The organism is Herbidospora solisilvae (assembly GCF_009901565.1).
Classification (GTDB): Bacteria; Actinomycetota; Actinomycetes; order Streptosporangiales; family Streptosporangiaceae; genus Herbidospora; species Herbidospora solisilvae.
The window spans coordinates 603,407-626,123 of record NZ_WXEW01000002.1 but is presented as its reverse complement, the minus strand read 5'-3'; the positions used below and the strand labels follow the sequence as shown (position 1 = coordinate 626,123).

The 22,717-nt window shown below is 71.8% G+C and carries 24 protein-coding genes; 6 read left to right on the top strand and 18 right to left on the bottom strand.

What is annotated here, in order from left to right:
* Positions 1-167 precede the first annotated feature (167 nt).
* From GT755_RS08595 to GT755_RS08535, 13 genes are all read right to left on the bottom strand, one after another.
* On the bottom strand, positions 168-1,190 hold the full coding sequence (locus GT755_RS08595) for an SRPBCC family protein (RefSeq protein ID WP_161479153.1): 1,023 nt from the start codon (positions 1,188-1,190) through the stop codon (positions 168-170).
* On the bottom strand, positions 1,187-1,561 hold the full coding sequence (locus GT755_RS08590; protein WP_161479152.1) for a hypothetical protein: 375 nt from the start codon (positions 1,559-1,561) through the stop codon (positions 1,187-1,189). The genes GT755_RS08595 and GT755_RS08590 overlap by 4 nt, the downstream gene beginning before the upstream one ends.
* 65 nt (positions 1,562-1,626) lie before the next feature.
* Positions 1,627-2,379 (bottom strand): SGNH/GDSL hydrolase family protein, encoded by a 753-nt coding sequence (locus GT755_RS08585; protein ID WP_161479151.1) that lies wholly within the window; start codon positions 2,377-2,379, stop codon positions 1,627-1,629.
* 1 nt (position 2,380) lies between these two features.
* Complete coding sequence (gene aroQ, locus GT755_RS08580; RefSeq protein ID WP_161479150.1) at positions 2,381-2,809, bottom strand: type II 3-dehydroquinate dehydratase; 429 nt, start codon at positions 2,807-2,809, stop codon at positions 2,381-2,383.
* Positions 2,802-3,884 carry a 3-dehydroquinate synthase gene (gene aroB / locus GT755_RS08575; RefSeq protein WP_161479149.1) on the bottom strand — a complete coding sequence of 361 codons (1,083 nt, stop codon included), beginning with the start codon at positions 3,882-3,884 and terminating at the stop codon, positions 2,802-2,804. The genes aroQ and aroB overlap by 8 nt, the downstream gene beginning before the upstream one ends.
* A complete protein-coding gene (locus tag GT755_RS08570; RefSeq protein WP_161479148.1) occupies positions 3,881-4,390 on the bottom strand; it encodes a shikimate kinase in 510 nt (169 codons plus the stop codon). The genes aroB and GT755_RS08570 overlap by 4 nt, the downstream gene beginning before the upstream one ends.
* Before the next feature lie 10 nt (positions 4,391-4,400).
* Complete coding sequence (aroC, locus tag GT755_RS08565) at positions 4,401-5,579, bottom strand: chorismate synthase (RefSeq protein WP_030454264.1); 1,179 nt, start codon at positions 5,577-5,579, stop codon at positions 4,401-4,403.
* A gap of 25 nt (positions 5,580-5,604) precedes the next feature.
* Positions 5,605-6,264, bottom strand: coding sequence for a prepilin peptidase (locus tag GT755_RS41020; protein ID WP_161479147.1), 660 nt, complete (start codon positions 6,262-6,264; stop codon positions 5,605-5,607).
* Between the two features lie 71 nt (positions 6,265-6,335).
* Positions 6,336-6,899: an SseB family protein gene (locus GT755_RS08555; protein ID WP_161479146.1), complete on the bottom strand. Its 564-nt coding sequence runs from the start codon at positions 6,897-6,899 to the stop codon at positions 6,336-6,338.
* Positions 6,900-7,069: 170 nt separating this feature from the next.
* A complete protein-coding gene (bar, locus tag GT755_RS08550) occupies positions 7,070-8,167 on the bottom strand; it encodes a barbiturase (RefSeq protein ID WP_161479145.1) in 1,098 nt (365 codons plus the stop codon).
* Positions 8,168-9,088, bottom strand: coding sequence for a carbamate kinase (locus GT755_RS08545; RefSeq protein WP_285582826.1), 921 nt, complete (start codon positions 9,086-9,088; stop codon positions 8,168-8,170).
* A gap of 76 nt (positions 9,089-9,164) precedes the next feature.
* On the bottom strand, positions 9,165-10,223 hold the full coding sequence (locus GT755_RS08540; RefSeq protein WP_161479144.1) for a C45 family autoproteolytic acyltransferase/hydolase: 1,059 nt from the start codon (positions 10,221-10,223) through the stop codon (positions 9,165-9,167).
* Positions 10,224-10,377: 154 nt separating this feature from the next.
* Positions 10,378-11,541, bottom strand: coding sequence for a pyridoxal phosphate-dependent aminotransferase (locus GT755_RS08535; RefSeq protein ID WP_328794267.1), 1,164 nt, complete (start codon positions 11,539-11,541; stop codon positions 10,378-10,380).
* A gap of 13 nt (positions 11,542-11,554) precedes the next feature.
* Here GT755_RS08535 and GT755_RS08530 point away from each other — a divergent pair, with 13 nt between their 5' ends.
* Genes GT755_RS08530 through GT755_RS08515 form a run of 4 tightly spaced genes read left to right on the top strand, consistent with a single transcriptional unit; the run spans position 11,555 to position 14,079 of the window.
* Entirely contained in the window at positions 11,555-12,445 is an 891-nt protein-coding gene (locus tag GT755_RS08530; protein ID WP_161479142.1) for a DUF418 domain-containing protein, read from the top strand.
* Positions 12,375-13,157 carry a carbon-nitrogen hydrolase family protein gene (locus GT755_RS08525; protein ID WP_161479141.1) on the top strand — a complete coding sequence of 261 codons (783 nt, stop codon included), beginning with the start codon at positions 12,375-12,377 and terminating at the stop codon, positions 13,155-13,157. Before GT755_RS08530 ends, GT755_RS08525 begins: the two co-directional genes overlap by 71 nt.
* A 50-nt stretch (positions 13,158-13,207) precedes the next feature.
* Positions 13,208-13,666 carry a hypothetical protein gene (locus tag GT755_RS08520; RefSeq protein ID WP_030454273.1) on the top strand — a complete coding sequence of 153 codons (459 nt, stop codon included), beginning with the start codon at positions 13,208-13,210 and terminating at the stop codon, positions 13,664-13,666.
* On the top strand, positions 13,663-14,079 hold the full coding sequence (locus GT755_RS08515) for a hypothetical protein (protein ID WP_161479140.1): 417 nt from the start codon (positions 13,663-13,665) through the stop codon (positions 14,077-14,079). The genes GT755_RS08520 and GT755_RS08515 overlap by 4 nt, the downstream gene beginning before the upstream one ends.
* Positions 14,080-14,097: 18 nt before the next feature.
* Here the strand turns inward: GT755_RS08515 and GT755_RS08510 are convergent, their stop codons facing one another.
* Together GT755_RS08510 and GT755_RS08505 are read right to left on the bottom strand one after the other, a co-directional pair.
* On the bottom strand, positions 14,098-15,597 hold the full coding sequence (locus GT755_RS08510; RefSeq protein WP_161479139.1) for a carboxyl transferase domain-containing protein: 1,500 nt from the start codon (positions 15,595-15,597) through the stop codon (positions 14,098-14,100).
* Positions 15,594-16,742 carry a CaiB/BaiF CoA transferase family protein gene (locus tag GT755_RS08505; RefSeq protein ID WP_161479138.1) on the bottom strand — a complete coding sequence of 383 codons (1,149 nt, stop codon included), beginning with the start codon at positions 16,740-16,742 and terminating at the stop codon, positions 15,594-15,596. Before GT755_RS08505 ends, GT755_RS08510 begins: the two co-directional genes overlap by 4 nt.
* A gap of 68 nt (positions 16,743-16,810) precedes the next feature.
* On the opposite strand from GT755_RS08505, the gene GT755_RS08500 reads away from it, so the two are divergent.
* A complete protein-coding gene (locus tag GT755_RS08500) occupies positions 16,811-17,365 on the top strand; it encodes a uridine kinase family protein (protein WP_161479137.1) in 555 nt (184 codons plus the stop codon).
* 10 nt (positions 17,366-17,375) lie between these two features.
* Positions 17,376-17,924 (top strand): DUF1707 SHOCT-like domain-containing protein, encoded by a 549-nt coding sequence (locus GT755_RS08495; RefSeq protein ID WP_161479136.1) that lies wholly within the window; start codon positions 17,376-17,378, stop codon positions 17,922-17,924.
* Positions 17,925-17,928: 4 nt separating this feature from the next.
* Here GT755_RS08495 and GT755_RS08490 read toward each other — a convergent pair whose 3' ends face one another.
* The 3 genes from GT755_RS08490 to GT755_RS08480 form a co-directional block, all read right to left on the bottom strand.
* Entirely contained in the window at positions 17,929-19,749 is a 1,821-nt protein-coding gene (locus GT755_RS08490; RefSeq protein ID WP_161479135.1) for a hydantoinase B/oxoprolinase family protein, read from the bottom strand.
* Positions 19,736-21,754, bottom strand: coding sequence for a hydantoinase/oxoprolinase family protein (locus tag GT755_RS08485; RefSeq protein ID WP_161479134.1), 2,019 nt, complete (start codon positions 21,752-21,754; stop codon positions 19,736-19,738). Before GT755_RS08485 ends, GT755_RS08490 begins: the two co-directional genes overlap by 14 nt.
* Before the next feature lie 303 nt (positions 21,755-22,057).
* The gene (locus GT755_RS08480) at positions 22,058-22,702 is read right to left on the bottom strand and encodes a DsbA family oxidoreductase (RefSeq protein ID WP_161479133.1); all 645 of its coding nucleotides are present in this window, start codon (positions 22,700-22,702) and stop codon (positions 22,058-22,060) included.
* Positions 22,703-22,717 lie beyond the last annotated feature (15 nt).

Sequence of the window (22,717 nt, the reverse complement as noted above, 5' to 3'; positions counted from 1 at the left end):
TGATGCCCAGGTCGACCTCGCCCAGGGACACGTCGGCGCCGACGTTGAGTTTCAGCAGGTCCAGCACCTCGGCGCTGACGCTGACGCGGGCCTTGAGGTCGGCGACGCGGAGGGTGATCTCGTCGACGCTGAGGTTCGGTACGTCGAGGTAGACGTCGGGGTCCTCGTCAGCCACGTGCGCTCACCTGGCCCTCGGGGACTCTCTCCTCTTCCTCCTGGCCCTCGGTCTCCTCCTCTGGTTCCGCTGTCTCTTCTCCCTCCTTCGGCGCCTCGGGTTCCTCCCCCGAACCGGGCGGGGGCGCCTCGGGGGCCTCCGTCGCCTGCTCCTCCGAACTGGTGGTCTGCTCCTCGTCGGGCTGGGAGGTGACCTCGCCGTCGTGGATCTCGCCGCGCCAGCCCGGGACGTCGTCGGCGCGCAGCAGCGTCTGGGTCATCACCTGGCGGCGGAAGTGCTTGAGTTCCAGCCGTGCCCGGCGGCCCTGGGCGCGCCAGATGTTGCCCGTCTTCTCGAACAGGCCCTGCGGGTGATACTCCAGCACGACCAGGACCCGGGTCAGGTTCGGCGCCAGCTCGCTGAAGGTGACCGTGCCGTCGACGTGGCCCTTCGCCCCATGGGAGCGCCAGATGATGTGCCTGTCGGGGACCTGTTCGACGATGTCGGCCTGCCACGTGCGGTGCGACCAGAAGACCTGGGCCTTCCACGTCAGCTTGGTGTCCTCGTCCTGGCTGACGCGTTCGACCTTCTTCATGAAGGACGGGAACTCCTCGAACTGCGTCCACTGGTTGTAGACGACCTGGAGGGGCGCGCCGATGTCGATCGACTCGACGATGTTGACGACCTTCCGGTTGCCCTTGCCCTTGCCGCCCTTGCCGGTGAAGGCCTTGAACAGTTCGGTGACACCCTTCACCCCGTGGCCGAGGCGCTTGAAGAAGCCCTCCTTCTTCTCCTCGCCGCCCTGCTCCTTGCCCTGGTCCTTGCGCTGTTCCCCGAAGCCCAGGTCGCTGAGGCCGCTCTTCTCTCCGGTGGCGTACTCGGTGAGGCGGTCGGTGAGGTCGCCGACCTTGCCCTTGATCTTGCCGGTCACCTTGCCGGTCAGCTTGGTGGCGCCGCGTTTGCCGGCCGCGCCGATGATGCCGCCGACCTCCCTGCCGAGTCTGCCGAGCGGGGACGGCGTCTTGGTTTCCGTCATGAGTCCTCCCCGGTGGAGGTCGTGTCGGAGGTCTGCTCGGACGTCTTCTCGGCGGTCTTGGTGCCGAGCGGGCTGCGCAGCCGCTCCGCCTTGTCGTGGATGCGGTCGCTGAGCTGGTTGATCGGGCCGGTGGTCGCCGCGGTGGCGGCGGCGCGGCCGGCCTCCATGAGGTCGGTCTGCAGCTTCCCGGCGAGCTCTTCCAGTTCGGGCGAGCCGAGGCTCTTGAGGCCCTTGCCCAGCAGGCTCTTGGGCCGGAGCGCTCCGGCGAGGCCTCCGACGGCGACGGCGGTCGCCATCGCGAGCTTGTGGTTGCGGCCGAAGTAGTAGCCGAGGGCGATGCCCACCGCGAGTTTGGCCTGACTTGGCTTCATCACTGTCCCCCTTCCGGAATCCCCCTCCCCGGAAAGCGGACAGTGCACCTCAAGAGCGGATCAAATTAGTCGAAAGGCGACAAATCTGGACGTTTGGGGGTGACGTTGTCTCCGGACGACGTCCCGCGCAGCCGCCGCAGCACCCACGGGCCCAGGTGTTCGCGCAGCCACTCCACGTCTTCCCGGCGCTTGGCCCGGGGGTCGACCTTGTCGCGGGGCGGCCAGGTGAACCGCCACTCCTGCCCCGGTACGCCCAGCACGTCGAGCACCCTGGCCGCGACCAGACGGTGGCCGTGCTCGTTCATGTGAAGGCGGTCGTCGCTCCACGCGCGCCAGTCGCGCAGGCCCTGCATCGACCACTGGTCGACCAGGCGGCAACCGTAGAGGTCGGCGATCGAGCGGACGTGCAGGTAGTAGGTCGCGAACGTGCCGCGGGCGCGGCGCATGATCGGGGTGTCGCGCGGGTCGACGCCGGTGAAGACGAGCACGTCGGCGCCGGTCTCCCGCAACGCCCTGACCGCGCCGGCGAAGGTCTTGGCCATCTTGTCGGGGTCGCTGCCGGGGCGCAGCAGGTCGTTGCCGCCGGCGCAGAAGCTGACCAGGTCGGGGCGCATCTCGATCGCCCTCGGCACCTGCTCGGCCACCACCTGGTCGAGCAGGCGGCCGCGGACCGCGAGGTTGGCGTACACGAAGGAGGGGTTCTGGGCGGCCAGGGTCTCGGCGACCCGGTCGGCCCAGCCGCGATAGGAACCGTTCACGCCCGGGTCGTTGAGGCCCTCGGTGAAACTGTCGCCGAGGGCGACGAACGACCCGTACATCTCACATCTCCGCGATGGCTCGCAAGGCCAGGACATAGGACTGCACGCCGAAACCGGCGATCGTGCCGTTGGCGACGGCCGCCACGACCGAGGTGTGGCGGAACTCCTCCCGGGCGGCCGGGTTGGAGATGTGCACCTCGATCAGCGGCGCGGTGCGCTGGGCGAGCGCGTCGCGCAGCGCGTAGCTGTAGTGGGTGAACGCCGCCGGGTTGAGGATCACGGGGGTGCGGGAGTCGGCCGCGCCGTGGATCCAGCGCACCATCTCGGCCTCGTCGTCGGTCTGCCGGACCTCGACCGAAAGGCCCAGTTCGCGACCGGCGCTCTCGCAGATCAGCACCAGGTCCTTGAACGTGGTGGCGCCGTAGACGTCGGGTTCGCGGGTGCCCAGCCGGCCCAGGTTGGGGCCGTTCAGCACCAGGACGTCACGCATGGGGGCCTCCGCTCACCGCCTGGTAGGCGGCCTCCAGCAACTCCTCGGACGGGTCTTCGAGCCGGGACGGCTCGGCCAGCGCGTCGAGCACGACGAACCGGAGCTTGGCCCCCCGGGCCTTCTTGTCGATCTTCATGTGCTCACGCAACCGGGGCCAGGCGTCTTCACGGTAAACCGTGGGCAGACCGACCGAGGTCAGAATCGAACGGGTGCGCGCCACCAGGTCGGCCCGGCCCGAGAGACGGCCGAGTTCGGCGGCGTAGACGAGGCCGATCGCGACCGCCTCGCCGTGGCGGATGGTGTAGTTCTCCACCCGCTCGATGGCGTGGGCCAGGGTGTGGCCGTAGTTGAGGATCTCGCGCAGCCCGCTCTCCTTCAGGTCGGCGCCGACGACGTCGGCCTTGACCTGGATCTTGCGTTCGATCAGCTCGCGGGTGTGGGCGCCCTCGGGGTGGCGGGCGGCCTCGGGGTCGTCTTCGATCAGCCGGAGGATCTCGGGGTCGGCGATGAACCCGCCCTTGATCGTCTCGGCCAGCCCGGCGACGTAGTCGTCGCGCGGCACGCCCACCAGGGTCGCGAGGTCGCACAGGACGCCCGCCGGGGGGTGGAAGGAGCCGACGAGGTTCTTGCCCTCGGGTGTGTTGATGCCGGTCTTGCCGCCGACGGCGGCGTCGACCATGGCCAGCAGCGTGGTCGGGACCTGGACGACCCGCACGCCGCGCAGCCACGTGGCGGCCGCGAACCCGGCCAGGTCGGTGGTGGCCCCGCCGCCGACGCCCACGACGACGTCGGTCCGGGTCATGCCGTGACGCCCGAACGCCGACCAGAGCGAGGCGAGCACGTGGACGTCTTTGGCCGCCTCGGCGTCGGGCACCGGGAGGGCCAGCACGTCGTATCCGGCCTTCTCCAGCACGCCCGTCACCGGGCCCGCCAGCTCGGGCAGGGTGACCGGGTGGACGACGGCGACCGTGCGGGCCTTCTCGCCGACCAGGCCGGGCAGCTCGCCCAGGACGCCGGCGCCGACGACGACGTCGTAGGGGCTGTCGCCGAAGACGGGGATGCGGGTGACGGTCACTCGCTCTCCAGCTTGAGCTCGGCCCGGATCTGGTCGGCCACCTCGCCGGGCTCCAGGTCGTCGGTGGGGACGGTGAGGACCGCGAGGCCTTCGTACAGGGGCCTGCGCTCCTCCATCAGCTTGCGGAGCTGGCTGCGGGGGTTGAGCACCAGCAGCGGGCGCGCGGAGGCGAGGCCGACGCGCTTGACCGCCTGGTCGAGGCCGACCTTCAGGTAGACCACGGTGTGGCCGGCCAGCAGTTCGCGGGTCGCGGCGTCGAGGATCGAGCCGCCGCCGAGCGACAGCACCCCCTCGTGTTCGGCCAGCGCCTTCCCGACCGCCGCCGCCTCGAGGGCGCGGAAGGCCTCTTCGCCGTCGTCGAAGAAGATCTCGCCGATGGGCTTGCCCGCGACCTGCTCGACGTCGGCGTCGGTGTCGCGGAAGGCGACGCCGAGGCGCTCGGCCAGCAGTTCGCCGGTGGTCGACTTGCCGGATCCCGGCGGGCCGATCAACACCACGACAGGCATGGACGCTCCCCTACTTGATGATCAGCGAGGACAGGTAGCCGGAGACGTTGCGGGCCACCTCCTCGACGGAGTCGCCGCCGAACTTCTCGACGGCGGCGTCGGCCAGCACCAGCGCGACCATGGCCTCGGCGACGATCGCGGCGGCCGGCACGGCGCACACGTCGGAGCGCTCGTGGTGGGCCTTGGCGGCCTCGCCGGTCACGACGTCGATGGTGGCCAGCGCCCGCGGCACGGTCGAGATCGGCTTCATGGCGGCGCTGACCCGCAGCGGCTCGCCGTTGGTCATGCCGCCCTCGACGCCGCCGGCCCGGTTGGTGATGCGCCGGACGCCGTTCTCGGTGTTCTCGATCTCGTCGTGGGCCCGTGAGCCGGGACGGCGGGCGGTCTCGAAGCCGTCGCCGACGCCGACGCCCTTGATCGCCTGGATGCCCATGAGGGCGGCGGCGAGGCGCGCGTCGAGGCGGCGGTCCCAGTGGGTGTAGCTGCCGAGGCCCGGCGGCAGGCCGTAGACGACGACCTCGACGACGCCGCCGAGGGTGTCGCCCTCCTTGTGGGCCTTGTCGATCTCGGCGACCATCGCCGCGCTGCCCTCGGGGTCGAAGCAGCGGACCGGGTCGTCGTCGATGCGGGCCAGGTCGGCGGGGGTGGGCAGCTCGATCGACGGGGTCGCGGCCGACCCGATCGACAGGACGTGGCTGACGATCTCGACGCCGAGGGCCTGCTTGAGGAAGTTCTTGGCGACCTGGCCGAGCGCCACCCGGGCGGCCGTCTCACGGGCGCTGGCCCGGTCGAGGACGGGCCGGGCGTCGTCGAAGCCGTATTTCTGCATGCCGGCCAGGTCGGCGTGGCCGGGGCGGGGGCGCGACCGGGGGGCGTTGCGGGCGAGCCCTTCGAGGACGGCGGGGTCGACCGGGTCGGCCGCCATCACCTGCTCCCACTTGGGCCACTCGGTGTTGCCGACGCGGATGGCGACCGGCGACCCGAGCGTGCGGCCGTGGCGGACGCCGCCCGAGATGGTCAGTTCGTCTTGCTCGAACTTCATGCGGGCGCCGCGCCCGTAGCCGAGACGCCGGCGGCGCAGCGCCTCTTCGAGCTCGGATGTGGTGATCTCGACCCCGGCGGGCAGGCCCTCGAGGATCGCGATGAGTTCGGGGCCGTGGGACTCCCCGGCGGTCAACCAGCGCAGCATGGGACCAAGTCTTTCAGATGTGCGGTTAAGCTCCCGCCAGCAGAGCCGCCAGCGCGCCCGCGATCATAGCGGGACCGAAGGGGAACTCGCTGGTCCGGGTGCCTTTCCGGGTGATAAGCAGCCCTAATGCCCAGAGCCCGCCGAGCAGTTGCCCGCCCACTCCGGCGACGATGGCGGCGTCGACGCTGACCGCTCCGGAGACGAGCCCGACCAGCCCCGCGAGCTTCACGTCGCCGAACCCGATCCCCGAGGGCCGCCCGAACCACAGGACGAGATAGATCCCGGCCATCGCCAGCCCGCAGGCCGTGGCGACCATCAGCCGCCCGGTGGGGGCGAGGGCGGCCAGCAGGACCGGATAGGCGGGCAGCGTAACGACGTCGGGCAGCCGCCATGTGCGCAGGTCGGTGACCGTGAGCACCACTCCGGCCCAGGCCGCCAGCAGCAGCGCGGGGACCAGCTCGGGCGTCGCGGCGTAGCGCCAGGCGAGGACCCCGAACAGCAGCCCCGTGACCCCCTCGACGACGAAGGGCCGCCGCGGGACCGGCACGACGCCGACGGTGTGGCGTAACGCCGCCCGCGCCTCTTTGCGGGTGTCGTCGGGCTCGGGCGTGAACCCTCCGGCGAGCTCACGCGCGTAACGCCCGGCGACCACGCCGAGCAGCACGAGCAGCCCCCAAGACGACACGCGGCCGACCCTAACCCCTCATCGGCGTGCGCGGTCCCGAGGCGCGTTACGAGTGTGGAAACCCCTGCGTCTCACGACTGTGGAGAGCCCTTGCGGCGCCACCAGCTCTTCTTCTTCGGCGGCTCGGCCTCGAAGCGGGCCACCGTCACCCCCGGCACGTCGACGTCGAGGCTCCTGCGGGCGGCGGCGTCCTCGATGGCGGCCATGGCGTGCAGCATGGAGCCCTCGACCGCGAACGGCGCCGGGCCCGCGACGTCGATGACCACGGCCGCGGCCTGCTCGTGCACGGCCGCCTTGCAGACCTGCGACGCGGAGGCCTGGATGGGCCGCGCGTCGGCCCGCCACCGGGTGAGCGCCTCGACCCCGGTGAACGCGAGCACGGCCATCCGCCCGTCCTGCCCGACGAGCTTGGGCAGGGCCATCTCGCTCTCCTTCTCGCGCTTGAGCCCGTCTTCGCCGACCTCGGCCTCGGTGAGGAGCGCCACGACGGGCACGAGCAGCCGCGCGGGCCCCAGGGCGGTCAGCACGTCGGCGACCGTGGCGGCCCCAGTCTGGAAGCCGGCCAGCGTCGCGGCCAGCGCGGCGTCGGCGCGCCCGTCGTCGTCGGGCACCAGGGGCTGCGGAATCGAAGGCACGAAGGGCGAGGATACCCGCCGTGCCGTGGCGGCGCTCAGGCCGAGCGGGTGCGGAGCGCCGGGTGACCGCCCGCCGCTGTGGGCGGCGGGCGGTGCCGCTGTCGGCGGAGCCGTAACGGAGCCGTCGTGAAAACCGAGCCGTGACGGGGCCGTCGGGAAAGTGACGGCGCTCAGCCCAGGTCGGCGATGGCGATGACCGGGCCGCCGCCGCTGGGCCCTTGGTGGACGGCCGCGACGCTGACGAAGACCGCCGGGTCGCCCGTCACGCTGGCCGCGACGCCGCCGACCGTCGCCTTGATCTGGCGGTGCCAGTGGACGTCGCTGTCGTCGAGCATGATGTTGCGCCGCCCGCGCACGCTGCCCGTCGGGTCGGCCTCGCACTTCATGAACAGGTTGACCAGGCGGCCGCCCAGGTCGCTGGGGTGGGGGCGGTCGGGCAGGTCGATGCCGGCGTCGCGGATGGCCGCCCAGATGCCGTCGGTGTCGAGGGCGTCCTTCATGACCGAGTGGCCGGCGCGGTAGCGGCCGCCGATGCCGCGGACGTTGCCGACGACCACGATCTGGGCCACGTCGAGTTCGACGCCGCTGGAACACGACGCGACCGACGAGTACAGCGACAGGTCGCGGTGGATCTGGTCGGCGGTGGGCATCTCGATCTCGCCCAGGGCCACGGCGATGCCGAGGGCGGTCGTGGAGTTGGAGATGTCCATCGACGGGCCGGTGTCCTCGGTGATCACGTCGTGGCCGCGGGACTTGGCGTCGTTGATGGTCGACAGGGTGAGCAGCGGGGTCTTGGTCTGCACGTAGTGGACATCGCGCGGGTCGTCGATGCCGGCGATCTTCATCGCCTCGCGGACGCCGGCCGCGACCTTCTCGACCATGGCCGGGCGACCGATGTCCTCGGGGAGGATGACCTCGCTCATCGCGATGCCCACGCTCAGCCTCGGCTCGTCGCTCTGTGGCGCGGACGCCGGGTCGACCGTGGCGAAGATGGTCGCGTGCGGCGACAGGACGCCGTCGGTGCCGCCCGACCAGACCAGCGGCACGCTCTCGGGGGACGGGTGGCCCTTGCTCGCCAGGACCTCGCGGAAGGCGCGGTCGGCCAGGATGCGGGTGTAGTCGTTGACGCCGCCGTTGCCCTCGGTCTTGCCGATGACGGCCAGCACGCGGGCGGCCTCGATCACGCCGTCGTCGATCAGCTTGGCGAGCCCGGACGCGTCGGTCACGCTCTCGATGGCGACCTTGCGTACCTCGATGGGGTCCGGCATCTAACTCTCCCGGTTAACCGTTGTACCGATATTTCCTGAAATGGCGGCGGCAATGTTGTCCAGTGACGTGATCACTGCCTTGGCGCCGCCCTCCTCGACGAAACGCAGCGCGGCCTCGACCTTCGGGCCCATGCTGCCGCTGGCGAAATGTCCTTCGGCCTGGAGTACCCGCATCTCCTTCGGCGTCACGCTCCCGATGGGGCGGGCCTCGGGGGTGCCGTATCCGGCGATGGCGTGGGGGACGTCGGTCGCGATGACCAGGATGTCCGCCCCGACCGCCTGGGCCAGGGCGCAGGCCGCGTGGTCCTTGTCGATCACGGCCTCCACGCCGTGGAGCCGGCCGTCGGCGTCGCGCACGACCGGCACTCCCCCGCCGCCCGCCGCCACGACCGTGTAACCGGCCTCCATCAGCGCCACGGCCGGGGCCGCGTCCAGGATCTGCACCGGGCGCGGCGAGGCGACCACCCGGCGCCAGCCGCGCTCGAACTCCCGCCACGTCTGGCCGAGCGCCTGGAAGCGCCGGGCCTCCACGACCGAGAAGTACTGGCCGATCGGCTTGACGGGGTCGTGGAAGGCCGGGTCGCCGGGGTCGACGAGGGTGCGGGTGACCACGGTCGCCGCCGGGATCGGGTCGAGGGCGTTCATGATCAGGGCGCCGAGGGTGCCCTGGGTCTGGGCGCCGCACCAGTCGAGCGGCACCGGGGGGACCACATGGGCGGTGAGCTGGTTCTTCAGCAGGATGTTGCCCACCTGCGGGCCGTTGCCGTGGGTGATCGCCACCCGGTGGCCGTGGCCGATCAGGTCGGCGACGTGGGTCATGGCGCGCTCGATCGCGCGCTTCTGGTCGGCCGGGGCGGCGGAGCCGTCCGGCGCGGTCATCGCGTTGCCGCCGAGGGCGATCAGGACACGCTCACCCGTCACACGGCGAAACTATCCGCCGCCCATCTCCCCGGCATTGGCGACTCTCGCCGTCGAAGGTCATGACCCTGGGCAAGATTCACCAAGTGCGCCGTCCGCACGGCCCGCCCTCGGTGGCGAGCACCTCGCCGTTCTTCAGGTCGAGCTCGACCGTCGCCAGGGTGATGTGGTCGTCGTCGTGGCCGGGCTCGGTGTGGTGGCAGACGCCGCCGGCATGCCGGGCCATCACCTTTCGGACCGTCGCCGCGTCGGGCCTGGCGGTGTGCCGCCGCAGGCCGCGCCGCAACTGGTCGCGCCGGATGAGGGTGCCGGGGTGCAGGCGCGGATAGGGGTCGCTGGGCACCACGCGCGGGTCGAGGAAGTGGTTGGTGTGGACGAGCATGCCGTCGTCCTCCGGAACGCTCCACCCGGGTCCGCCCGGGTGAAGTTCGCAGGTCACCGCCGCGTTTCCGCCGGGGCCGTGGGAGACCAGGTTCAGCGACGAGGACGCCGTGACCGGGGCCGTGGTGAGGGTGTAGGCGGCCGAGGTCACCGAGTCGCACTCGTCGAGGACCCGGCGGGCGGCCACGTGCACCGGCAGGCCGATCCCGTCGGCGCCGTCGTCGTCGTGGTGGAGGCGGGTGAAGAGCAGGCCCAGGCCGCTGCTGTTGACGCCGATCTTGCCGACGACGCCGTATTCGGTGAGGGTCGTGGTGACGCGTCCGTCGGGGAACGGGATGGTCCAGACGAGCCAGCCGGCCGCCATCTGGCGCATCCAGTCCCACGTCTGCACCGCCACGGGCGGGGCGTCCTCGTCGTCGCCGAGCAGGACGACCGCGGAGCACTCGCTCTCCCGCGCGCCGCCCAGGTAGGACAGGATCTCGGTCCGGGCGTTGATCGCGGCGAGGTCGGTCACGGGCAGACGGGCGCCTTCCGCCATTCCGGTGATCTCCTCGGCGAGGTCGGGCGCCCACGCCTCGATCGCCTTCATGCCGAGCTTGCCGAGCTCGGTCAGGTCGGGCTGCCGCCCCCCTGCCTTGCGCCGGAAGACCTCGGTGTAGGTGGCGACGGTGCGGGCGATGTCGGCGCTGTGCGCCTGCCCGAATTCATGGCCGCGGTCGAAGGGATCACTGACGGTAGAGGTATAGGCGCGGGTCACACTATTGAGCATCTCATTTGTGGATCGTTCCAACTGGCTCTGAAATGTGATCCTCATCACCTGTTAACAGCCGATCATGCTCCGTTACGGCTCCGCCCTCCCCGCCCCGACCGCCGCCGGACCGGCGGCCGGCGGCCCGGCGCTCACCGGCCGCTCAGCCCAGCCGCCGCGACGTCAGCCGGTCGACCGCCTCGTCGATGACCTCGTCACGCTTGCAGAACGCGAACCTGACGTAGTGGCGCCCGGTCTCGGCGTGGTCGTAGAAGACCTGCGTCGGGATCGCCACCACCCCGGCCAGCTCGGGCAGCCGGCGGGTCAGCTCCAGCCCGTCGGTCAGCCCCAGCGGCCGGATGTCGGTCTGCACGAAATAGGTTCCGGCCGTTTTCAGCACCTCGAACCCGGCCCCGGCCAGCCCCGCCGACAGGCGGTCGCGCTTGGCCTGGAGGGTGTCGCGCAGACGGGCCACCCAGCCGAGCTCGTGGCGCAGCGCGTGGGCGACGGCGAGCTGCCAGGGCACGGCCGAAGTGAAGGTCAGGAACTGCTTCACCGCCGTCACCGCCGTGACCAGCTCGGGCGTCGAGCAGATCCACCCGGTCTTCCAGCCGGTCACCGAGAACGACTTCCCGGCGCTGGAGATCCGGACCGTGCGCTCGCGCATGCCGGGGAGGGTGGCCAGCGAGACGTGCGGGACGCCGTCGAAGGTCAGGTGTTCGTAGACCTCGTCGGTGATGGCGATCAGGTCGTGGTCGCGGCAGAACGCGGCGATGGTCTCCAGCTCGGCGGGCGTGAAGACGGTGCCGGTCGGGTTGTGGGGCGAGTTGACGATGATCGCCCGGGTCTTCGGCGTGGCCCGCAGGTCGGCCGGGTCGAAGGTGAAGCGGCCGTCGACCGGCCGCAGCGGCACCGCCCGGCGGGTGCCCCCGGCCAGCGCGATCGCGGCCGGGTAGGAGTCGTAGTAGGGCTCGAAGACGATCACCTCGTCGCCGGGCTCGACCAGGGCCAGCACCGCCGCCGCGATGGCCTCGGTCGCCCCGACGGTGACCAGGATCTCGGTGTCGGGGTCGTAGGAGAGGCCCTGGGTCTCCTTGGCGTGCTCGGAGACCGCCTGGCGCAGCTCGGGCACGCCGATGCCGGGGGCGTACTGGTTGCGGCCGCTCAGGATGGCCTGGGTCGCCACGTCGAGCATCGCGGCGGGGCCGTCTTCGTCGGGGAACCCCTGGCCGAGGTTGATCGCGCCCGTTCTGACGGCCAACGCCGTCATCTCGGCGAAAATCGTCGGGCCGAATTCCCTCATACGTCCAACTAGCACCCGCACAATTTACTCTGTTCGCATGGCCAGGATCCGCGAGCTCGACTCTCTACGGGGGTTCGCGGTCTGCGGCATCATGCTCGTGAACACCTGGCAGCACGTCGACCCGCGTCCCGAAGAGGGCGCGGCGTTCATGGCCTTCGCCGAGGGCCGGTTCTACCCGATCTTCTCGTTCCTGTTCGGCGTCAGCTTCGCCCTGTTCCTGCGCTCCCACGACGACCGGCTGATCATGCTGCGGCGGCTGGCCGTGCTGGCCCTGTTCGGCGCGGGCCACTGGTGGCTGATGCCCGGCGAGGTGCTGCTCCCCTACGCCCTGCTCGGCGTGGGCGTGCTGCTGCCCGCCAGCTACCTGCCGAAGTGGCTCAACCCGATGCTCGGGGCCGCCGTGGTGGCCTGGGCGGTGGTGCAGGGCAGCCCGTGGATCCTCATCGGCGGCCTGTTCCTGCTGGGCCTGGCCTGCGTCGACCACGGCGGGCCGAAGCCGAGCCTGACGGTGTTCCTGATCAGCGTGGGCGCGGCGGTCGTGTTCTTCCCCGTCGGGGGTTTCCCCTCGGCGCTGGCCGGGGCGGCGGTCTACGCGTCGGGGTTCCTGCTGCTGAGCCCCCGGCTGTTCGAGCCGCTCGGGCGGATGGCGCTGACCAACTACGTCACCAGCTCCTTCGTGATCATCGCGGCCGGGGCGGAGTCGTTCTTCTCCGTGGTCGTGGTCACGGTGGTGACCCTGGTCGTCCAGGGGTGGTTCTCGGCGTGGTGGCTCTCGCGGTTCCGCTACGGGCCCCTGGAGTGGATCTGGCGGTGCCTCACCTGGATGAAGGCGGTCCCCAACGGGCAGACTGTTGCGGGTGACCGTAGTAGCGCTGGGGCAGATCCCGATCGACCACGAGCCGAAGAAGAACCTGGAGACCGTGCGTGAGGCGCTGGCCGCCGCGGAGGCCGACCTCGTCGTCTTCCCCGAAGCCACGCTGAGCCGGTTCGGCCGCCACATCGGCGAGGTCGCCGAACCCCTCGACGGGCCGTTCGTGACCGGTCTCCGCGAGGCCGCCCGCGACACCGGCACCGCCGTGATCGCCGGGGTCTGGGAGCCCGACGGCGACCGGGTCGCCAACACCGCGGTCGCCGTCGACGCCGACGGGGCGCTGAAGGCGGCGTACCGGAAGATCCACCTGTTCGACTCGTTCGGGTCGCGGGAGTCGGAGTTCGTCAGCCCCGGGCCCGAGCCGGTCGTGGCCGAGGTGGCCGGGCTGAGGGTGGGCCTGGCGACCTGCTACGACGTGCGGTTCCCCGAGTTGTTCCGGAAGCTGGTCGACCAGGGCGCCGACGTCTTCGCGGTGATCGCGGCCTGGGCCGCCGGGCCGCTGAAGGAGGACCACTGGACCACCATGGTCCGGGCCCGCGCGATCGAGAACACCACCTGGACCGTCGCCGTCGGCCAGCCGCCCCACGCCGACGGCTTCGGGATCGGGCACAGCATGCTCGTCGACCCGATGGGCGTGGTGACCAGGGCTCTCGGCCCCGCGCCCGGCGTGGGCTCCGGAGCGGTCGACCCGGCCCGGACCGAAGCGGTCAGGACGGCGCTGCCCGCCCTGCTGCATCGACGATTCACAATCGGGGACATTGGCGGGTGAATCCCTCCTAACGGGAGGTGAGGAAGTCAATCGCTCGTAAACTGTCCCCCATGAGTGAGCCAGGGCAGAGCACACGCATGCAGAAGGTGATCCCACCGCGCCTGCTCGTGCCATACCTGGCCGGACGGCGTACCGTCATCTCCGGGTACGTCTACCGGGTGCAGGACTGCGAGCGGCTGACCACCCCCCGGGCGATCGTCGACGCGCTCGACCTCTCCTTCGAGGGGTCGGAGCTGGTCCCGGGCGTACCGGAGCTCTACATCCTGCGCTGGCTGGCGCGGGAGATCGACACCTATGTCGTTCCCTACGGCCCCCACATGGGCGGCGACTGGAGCGATTCGCCCCCCTTCGCCGGAAACGGCTTCACCGCCTCGCGGGAGCACGTCGTGCCGCAGTTCCACACCATGCCCATGCCGATCCCGGCGGGCGCCGAGATCGTCCACCTCACCCGGCAGGGCGAGCGCCTGTTCGCGGCCTTCGACGGCCTCTCGTGGCGGCCGGCCGCATGAGCGGCGACGTCGAACCGGTCGGCCTCGGGTTCATGGCGACCTACCGGGGCCGCAACTACCCGGCCGCCATCGGCCCCGGCGGCGACGACGTCGTCCTGTTCAGCGAGACGGCCGAGCCCGGCTTCGAACGCGGCCGCGGCTACCACCGCCTGGCCGTGACGACCAAGGAGCTCGACCGCCTCGTGCTGCTGCGCACCGTCGGCGAGTTCGGCGGCGAGCCCTGCCTGGTCCTCGACGAGGACGACGGCGAGGAGGGCGGGCTGCACATCGCCTACACCGGCCACAGCGGCATGAAGGCCGAGGCCCTCGGCTACTGGCTGGTCGACCACGGCGCCTACGAGGTCGTGGTGCCCCGCGAGGAGGTGCACTCGATCAGGGTCGAGCGCATCTCCATCCCCCTCACCTCCGGCTAGACCGGGGGCGGGCCGAGGTCAGGTCGTTCCGACGGCTCGGTATCGGGCGATCCGCCGGTCCACCCGGTCGTGGGCCGGTTCGGCCAGGAGGGCGGCGATCTCCTCTTCCAGTGCTCGGGCGACCCTCTTCGTGAAGGCCGGTTGCTCGTAGACCGCGTCGGGGCACTCGGCGATGATGCGGTCGACGATGCCGTCCCGTTTCAGGTCGGCCGCCCTCACCCCCTGGGCCTGGGCGATCTCGGGGGCGAAGTCGACCGTGCGGTAGAGGATCGCCGAGGCGCCCTCGGGGGGCAGCGGCGAGAGCCAGGCGTGCTGGGCGGCGAGCACGCGGTCGGCCGGCAGGAGGGCCAGGGCCGCGCCGCCCGAGCCCTGGCCGAGCAGCAGGCAGACCGTCGGGGCGTCGAGCATGACCAGGTCGGCCAGCGAGCGGGCGATCTCCCCCGCCAGGCCGCCCTCCTCGGCCGCCTTCGACAACTCGGCACCCGCCGTGTCGATGACCGTCACTAGGGGCAGGCCGAGCTCCTCGGCGAGCTTCATCCCCCGGCGGGCCACCCGCAGCCCGGCCGGGCCGATCTTCAGGCCGGCCCGCGCGCCGCGCCGGTCCTGGCCGAGCACCACCGCGGGCGCCTCGCCGAAACGGGCCAGGGCCAGCAGGAGGCCGGGGTCGCTCTCGCCCGCGCCGGTGCCGTTCAGCGGGGTGACGTCGGCGGCGGCCAGTTTCAGCAGGGCCCGGACGCCGGGGCGGTCGTCGCGCCGGGAGCTGACGATGGCGTCCCAGGCCGGGACGTCGGTTCTGGGCGCGGGTTCGGCGGCCGGCGGCAGCGGCGGGAGGTCCTTCGAGGCGCACAACACGCTGAGCGCCCGGATCGCGATCTCGCGCGCCTGCGCCGCCGGGACCACCGCGTCGACCAGGCCGTGGGCGAACAGGTTCTCCGACTCCTGCACGCCCTTGGGGAAGCGGTAGCCGTACAGGGACTCGAAGACGCGCGGTCCGAGAAAGCCGATCATCGCGCCCGGTTCGGCGGCGGTGACGTGGCCCAGCGACCCCCATGACGCGAACACGCCCCCGGTGGTCGGGTGGCGCAGGTAGACGACGTAGGGGAGGCCGGCCTCCTTGTGCGCCGTCACCGCGGCGGTGATCTTGATCATCTGGACGAACGCCAGCGCGCCCTCCTGCATGCGGGTGCCCCCGCTGGCGGGCGCGGCCAGCAGCGGCAGCCGTTCGGCGGTGGCGCGCTCGACGGCGGCGACGAGGCGTTCGGCCGCCGCGACGCCGATCGAACCGGCGAGGAAGGAGAACTCCCCGGCGACCACGGCCACCCGGCGGCCGTCGAGCCGCCCCTCACCGGTGATCACCGACTCGTCGTAGCCCGACGCGGTCCGGGCGGCGGCCAGTTCGCCGGCGTAGTCGGAGCCGGGCGGGGCCGTCTGACGGGGCGACCGGTCCCAGGAGACCCACGAGCCGGGGTCGAGCACGATCCCGATCAGAGTGCGCGCGTCGGGTCTCTCGGGGTTCACCGCGCCTCTTTCCCCTTGAGCCAGTCGAGCACCGCCTCGTTGTCGGCGCCCAGCGCGGGCGGGGCGGTGTGCTCGCCGGGCGGGTGGTGGTCGAAGCGCAGGACCGGGCCGGGCAGCCCGATCGGGCCGAGGTCCGGGTGGTCGACCTCGACGAGCAGCCCTTGCGAGAGGGTCTGGTCCCAGGCGTAGACCTCGTCGATGGTGCGGATCGACCCGGCGGGCACCCCGGCGTCGGCGAGCCGGCCGAGCCAGTGGTCGCGGGTCTCGGTGGTCAGCGTCTTCTCCATCTCGGCGACGAGTTCGTCGCGGTGGGCGAAGCGGTCGCGGTTGGTGGCGTATTCGGGCCGGTCGGGGTCGACGCCGAGCAGCGCGGCCACCTTCCGCCACTGGCCCTCGTTGCCGGCCGCGATCTGGATCATGCCGTCGGAGCAGCGGAAGGCCCCGAAGGGCGCGATCGAGGAGTGGTGGTTGCCGTTGGCCTTGGGGACCTGGCCCGCGACCGTCCACTGGGTGCCGTGGTAGGCGTGCACGCCGACGACCGAGGCCAGCAGCGAGGTCCGGACCACCCCGCCCCTGCCGGTGCGCTCGCGCTCGTAGAGGGCGGCGGCGACGCCGTAGGCGCCGTGGATGCCGGCCAGCAGGTCGGCGATCGACGGCCCGGCGCGGTGGGGCTGACCGGGCGGCCCGGTGATCGACATCAGCCCCGCCTCGCCCTGGGCGATCTGGTCGTAGCCGGGACGGCCGCCCTCGGGCCCGTCGTGCCCGAACCCGGTGATCGACAACACCACCATGCGCGGGTTGAGCTCGGCGATCATGTCGGTGGAGAAGCCGAGCCGGGCGAGCACCCCGGTGCGGAAGTTCTCGATCAGGACGTCGGCCTGCCGGATCAGCCGGGTCAGCACGTCCTTGTCGCCGGGGTCCTTGAGGTCGAGCGTGATCGACCGCTTGTTGCGGTTGGCCGACAGGAAGTAGGTCGACACGTCGCCGACGAAGGGCGGCCCCCAGCCGCGCGACTCGTCCCCGCCCTGCGGATGCTCGACCTTGATCACGTCAGCGCCGAGGTCACCGAGCATCTGGGCCGCGTGGGGCCCGGCCAGCGCCCGGGACAGGTCGAGCACCACGACACCGGTGAGGGGTCCCTGCACGATCGTCCTCCGATTCCGATGGGAGCCCGCAGGCTACCCGTACCAACGGGGGCTGGCACGATCGGGGCATGCCGACCATCGCCGACCTGGCCGCCCGGATCGCCCTTCTGGAGCCGTCGTGCGGCCCGTCCCGGCTGGTGGCCGTCGACGGCCCGGGAGGCTCCGGCAAGACGACCTTCGCCGGCCTGCTCTCCGGGGCGCTGAACGGCGCACCCGTGGTGCACAGCGACGACTTCCCCATCCCCTGGGACCAGGGCCCCGAATCCTGGTTTTCGCATCTCACCCGCGACGTGCTCAAACCACTGCAAAACGGCTCCAAGGCCTCTTTCCGCCGGTACGACTGGCGTCGCGGCGTCTATGCCGAACGGGTCGAGGTGCCGGCGGCGGCAGTGGTGATCGTCGAGGGGGTGAGCGTGGGGCGTGCCTCCTGTCCGGCGGCCATCCGGGTGTGGGTGGAGGTGCCCTCTGATCTCCGGCGGGCGCGGGTGCTGGCCCGCGACGGCGCGGAGCACACCGCCGACTGGGTGACGTGGACCGCCGCCGAGGACGCCTGGTTCGCCCGGAACCCGGTCGTGCCGGACGCCCGGGTCGACGGCGTCACGTTCGAGGTCGTCTGGGCTTAGGTTGACGGTCATGGACCAGGAAGCCCGCGCCTCCGACCAGGACCGGGAATCGACCGTCGCCCGCCTCAAGACGGCGTACGCCGACGGCCGCCTCGCCCCCGGCGAGATGGAGCAGCGCGTCGAACGCGCCCTGACCGCCGTCTCCCACGGCGACCTGGCCGCGCTCACCGCCGACCTGCCCGAACGTCCGGGCGAGGTGGTGACGATCCGCACGCGGTCGGGCCGCGTCGTCCGCAAGGGCGCCTGGCGGGTCCCCCGCACGCTGCGCGTCGAGGCCGAATACGCCCACCCCCACTTCGACCTGTCCGAGGCGGTGATCGAACACGACCGGATCGACGTGGAGCTCGACCTCGCCTACGGCAGCGCCACGATCGTCCTGCCGCCCGGCGCGACCGCCGACGCCGACGGCGTCCAGACCGACTGGGGCGGCGTGTTCTCCAAGGTCCCGGGCGCGCCCGTGCCCGGCCGCCCGCACCTCCGGGTGACGGGCCGCCTGGGCTACGGACGACTGCGCATCCGCTACCCGGCCACCGGCCGCTTCCGCTGGCTGAAACGCTGAGCCCCTACGGCCGGACGTCGACCTCCGCGTGCGGCAGGCCGCCCGACAACTTCGGGAAGCCCGGCCCCCGGTCGAAGAACGCCTCCCTCGGCGCCCGCAGCTGCGCCCGCAGCGCCTCGGTGGCCGCCTCGTCGACCGTCAGGCCGTCGGAGAACACCACGCCGTAGTCCTCCCGGGCGGCGTCGAGGGACACCTTCCCGTCCCGCACGTCGTCGGCGACCCGGGACGGTTCGCGGTCGAAGGGGGAGCCCCACCCGCCGCCGCCCGTCGTGCGGACGCGCACGATCTCGCCCTCCCGCACCGGGAAGTCGTCGACCAGCCCGTCCATCTCGACGCCGTTGACCGTCACCACGAACGGCCGCCCGGCCCGGCCGCCGTTGACGCCCCAGCAGCTCAGGATCGAGCGGTCGGCGATGCTCATGAACGACGCGTCGCGCAGCAGCCGGATGTGCTTGTCGTAGCCGAGGCCGCCCCGGTAGCGGCCGGGGCCGCCGCTGTCGACGGCCAGGCCCAGGCGTTCGACCCGCAGCGGCCAGCGGGCCTCGGCGAACTCCACGGGGATGTTGCGGGAGTCGGGGACCACGTGGATGGTGTCCTCGCCGTCGGCGTACCAGCGGCCGCCGGAGCCGCCGCCGAGGACCTCGCGCATCAGGTAGTCGTCGCCGTTGGCGTCGAGGCCGTAGACGCCGGTGTAGCGGATGGTCTCCTGGTCGGCGGGCATCCGGCCGCCGGTGGCCTTGGCCAGCACCCCGGCCAGCACGCCCAGCAACCGCAGGATCACGAAGGTGCGGGCGTTGGTGGGCGCGGGGAAGATCGGCGTGAGCAGGGTGCCCTTCTCCGGGAAGACCATCTTGATCAGCGGGACGACGCCCTCGTTGACGTCGAGCTCGGCCATGCGCTCCGGGGTGTCGGCCAGGTTGCGCAGGATCGGGGCCAGCCACTTCTTCAGGAACACCCCGTCGGCGTAGTCGCCGGCGTGGTTGATGGGGCCCTTGGCCTGCGGTGACGTGCCGGTGAAGTCGATCACCAGCGGTTCGGGGGCGCTGTGGTCGACGGTCAGGGTGATGCGCTGGGCGTGCAGGCGGGGCTCGTCGACGCCGTCGTGCTCGGCGTAGTCCTCCCAGACGTGCACGCCCTCGGGGATCTTCGCCAGCAGTTCGCGGCGGAAGGTCTCGGTCGTCTTGGCCAGGATCGCGTCGAAGCACGTCTCGACGGCCGCGCGGCCGTAGCGGTCGAACAGCTCGCCCAGCCGCCGGGCGCCCATCAGGCAGGCCGAGCACTCCGCGTCGAGGTCGCCGGCCAGGGAGTCGGGCATGCGGGAGTTGCGCGTCATGATCCGCAGCGCGGCGTCGTTGGGCACGCCCCGGTCCCAGAGCCTGATCGGGGGCACCATCAGGCCCTCCTCGAACACGCTGCGGGCCCCGGAGGGCATCGAGCCGGGGCAGGCGCCGCCGATGTCGTCGTGGTGGCCGAAGGCCTGCACGAACGCCACCACCTGGCCCTCATGGAAGACCGGCACGGTCACGCACAGGTCGGGCAGGTGGCCGATGCCGCCCTCGGACAGGTAGACGTCGTTGTGGAAGAAGACGTCGCCGGGGTTCATCGTCTCGATCGGGAAGTCGCGCACGATCGGCTGCACGAGCGCGCTGTAGGAGCGCCCGGTCAGCTTGCGCAGCCGGACGTCGTGGATGCCGGCCCGGAAGTCGTGCGCGTCGCGGATCATGGGCGAGCGGGCGGTCCGGGCGATGGCGGTCTCCACCTCCATCTCGACCGACGCCAGCGTCCCCTCGACGATCTCGATCAGGATCGGGTCAGCCAAGCTCACGGCGCACCTCCAGGTTGCCGTAGTCGTCCATGGTCGCGGTGAAGCCGGGGTGCACCGGGAGCGTGGAGCCGTACTCCTCGATGACCGCCGGGCCGTGCACCACGGCCCCGGCGCCGAGGTCGCGGCGGCGGTAGATCACCGTCCGGGCCCAGCCGTCGAAGTGGACGTCGCGGGTGCAGATCGGGGTGGGCTCCTCGAACTGCTCGGGGCGGCGGGCCAGCGCCGGGCGGGTGATCGGGCCGATCCCGCTCACGCGGAGGTTGACCCATTCGACGGCGTGGCGGGGGTCGTCGCGGTAGCCGTACCCGTAGAGCCTCTGGTGCGCCTCGTGGAAGCGGGCCTCGACGTCGCCGTCGGCGGGCACCCGCACCTCGTAGGCCTGGCCGTAGTAGCGCAGGTCGGCGGTGCGGACGTACACGTGGTCGGTGAAGCCCTCGCGGGTCAGCGCCTCGGCGGCCTGGGCCTCCAAATCGCGGAAGACCGCCTCGATCTCGTCCGGGTCGGGGTCGGTCGTCACGTGGGTGCGGACGTAGTCGTTCTTCACGTCCACCGTCAGCAGGCCGAAGGCCGACACGTTGCCCGGGTCGGGCGGCACGATCGCGCTCTTCAGGCCCAGCACGTCGAGCAGCCGGCAGACCAGCAGCGGGCCGGATCCGCCGAAGGCGACCATGGGGAAGTCGCGCACGTCCAGGCCGCGCTTCACGGTGATCTGGCGGATCGCGTTCGACTGGTTGAAGGCGCTGATCTCCAGGATGCCGGTCGCGCAGCGCTCGGGGGTGAGGCCGAGCTTGGCGGCCAAGCCCTCGATCCCGGCCCGCGCCGCCGCCGCGTCGAGCGGGATCTCGCCGCCGAGCAGGTGGGGCGGGACCCGGCCCAGGAAGACGTGGGCGTCGGTGACGGTGACCTCGGTGCCGCCCCTGCCGTAGCAGATCGGGCCGGGGTCGGCCCCCGCCGAGCGGGGGCCGACCTTCAACGTCCCCTCGGGCGAGATCCACGCCACCGAACCGCCGCCCGCCCCGACGGTGACGATGTCGATCATGGGGATCTTGCAGGGGTAACGCCCGATGGAGCCCTCCGTGGTCTGGGAGGGCTCCCCGTCGACGATGACGGCGACGTCGGTGCTGGTGCCGCCGCCGTCCAGGGTGATCACGCTGGGCCGGCCCGCCGTGCCGGCGATCAGGGCCGCGCCGAGCGCGCCCGCCGCCGGCCCGGACAGGACGGTGGTGATGGGCTGGTTGACGACCTCGGCCGCCGACAGCACCCCGCCGTTGCTCTTCATCACCGAGAAGCCCCGGCCGAGCCGCTCGGACAGGTTGCCGATGTACGTCCGCATGATCGGCTTCACGGCGGCGTCGACCAGCGTGGTGACCGAGCGCTCGTACTCGCGGTACTCCCGCAGCACGTCGCTCGACACCGAGACCACGGCCTCGGGGTGCTCGCGGGCCAGCACGTCGCGCATGAGGCGTTCGTGCGCGGGGTTGGCGTAAGCGTGCAGGAAGCACACCCCGATCGCGGTGACGCCCTGGTCGCGGAACCAGCGGGCCACGGCCGTCGCGTCGTCCTCGGAGAAGGGCCGGACCTCGGCGCCGGTGTGGTCGAGGCGGCCCGGCACGGTCTTCACCCGGTGCACCGGCACGATCCGGGGTGGTTTCACCCAGAAGTAGGAGTTGCCGTAGCCGTCCGGGACGCTCTGGCGGGCGATCTCCAGGATGAACTCGAAGCCCTCGGTGGTGATGAAGCCAAGATGGTCCGACCGGTCGGGACGGTCTTCCAGGAGCTGGTTGGTGGCCACCGTGGTGCCGTGGACCAGCGCCGAGACGCTCGCCAGGTCGACCCCGCCGCCGTGGAGCTCCAGGACCTTGGCGACGCCGGCGAGGAACCCGTCGGCCGGGTTCGACGGCGTCGACGGGGTCTTGGTCGTCACGATCTGCCCGGTGCGCTCGTCGACGAGCACCACGTCGGTGAACGTGCCACCCGTGTCGACACCGATTCGGACGCTGTACATGCCCCGTTTCTACCGACCTGCCCGACGTGGGGAATCAGCGGGTTGTGCCGAAGAATCCCAAAATACTCGTCACAGCCTGCCCGGCGAGGTGGTGAACCGCCGCCCGCCCGGGTCCGTGGGGCCCCAGGTCAGCGGCCATGAGGCCGACGGGGCCGGCGTTCCGGCACGGGCTCTCCAGGGAAGACGTTCACATGGGTGTTCACGTCGTTGGATTATTTTCGGTTCTCCGAAATCCAGGTTCCGGCTCAGCTCGAAGACCTGAGCCGGACTCGGATACGGTCGGGGCGCAATCGGTGTTTCGGCTCAGATGAGGCAGTAGCCGTCGGCGCACGCGTCGCCCTGCGGCACCGAGAGCGGCTCGCGCTCCTCGACCTCCCGCAGCGCCCCGACCAGCAGGTCGACGGGCTGCGCGCCGGAGACGGCGTACTTGTCCTCGAACAGGAACAGCGGCACGCCGCCGATGCCGAGCTCACGGGCCCGGTCGATCTCGGCCCGGACCTCCGGGGCGCCCTCGCCGGTGTCGTCCACCCCCACCTCGGCGGCGAGCTTGGCCAGCACGGCCGCGTCGCCGACGTCGAGGCCGTCGGTGAAGTGCGCCCGGAACAGGCGGTCGGCCATCTCGGGGGCCCTGCCGTCGCGCTGGGCGAGCCAGATCAGCCGGTGGGCCTCCAGCGTGTTGGCGCCGATGGCCTTGTCGTACTTGAGGTCGAGACCGTCCTCGGCGGCCACGCCGACCACCCGGTCGATCATCTGGAGGGCCTGGCGCCCGAACCTGCCCTCCAGCCACGTCGTGAGCGGGGTGCCGTCGCTGACGGACTCCGGAGAGAGCTGGAACGGCCGGTAGGCGACCTGAACGGGCTTGCCGTAGGCGCGGACGGCCGCGCGGAACCGCGTGTGCCCGATGTAGCACCAGGGGCAGACGACGTCGGAAAAGATCTCAACCTTCACACCGGCTTGCAACCC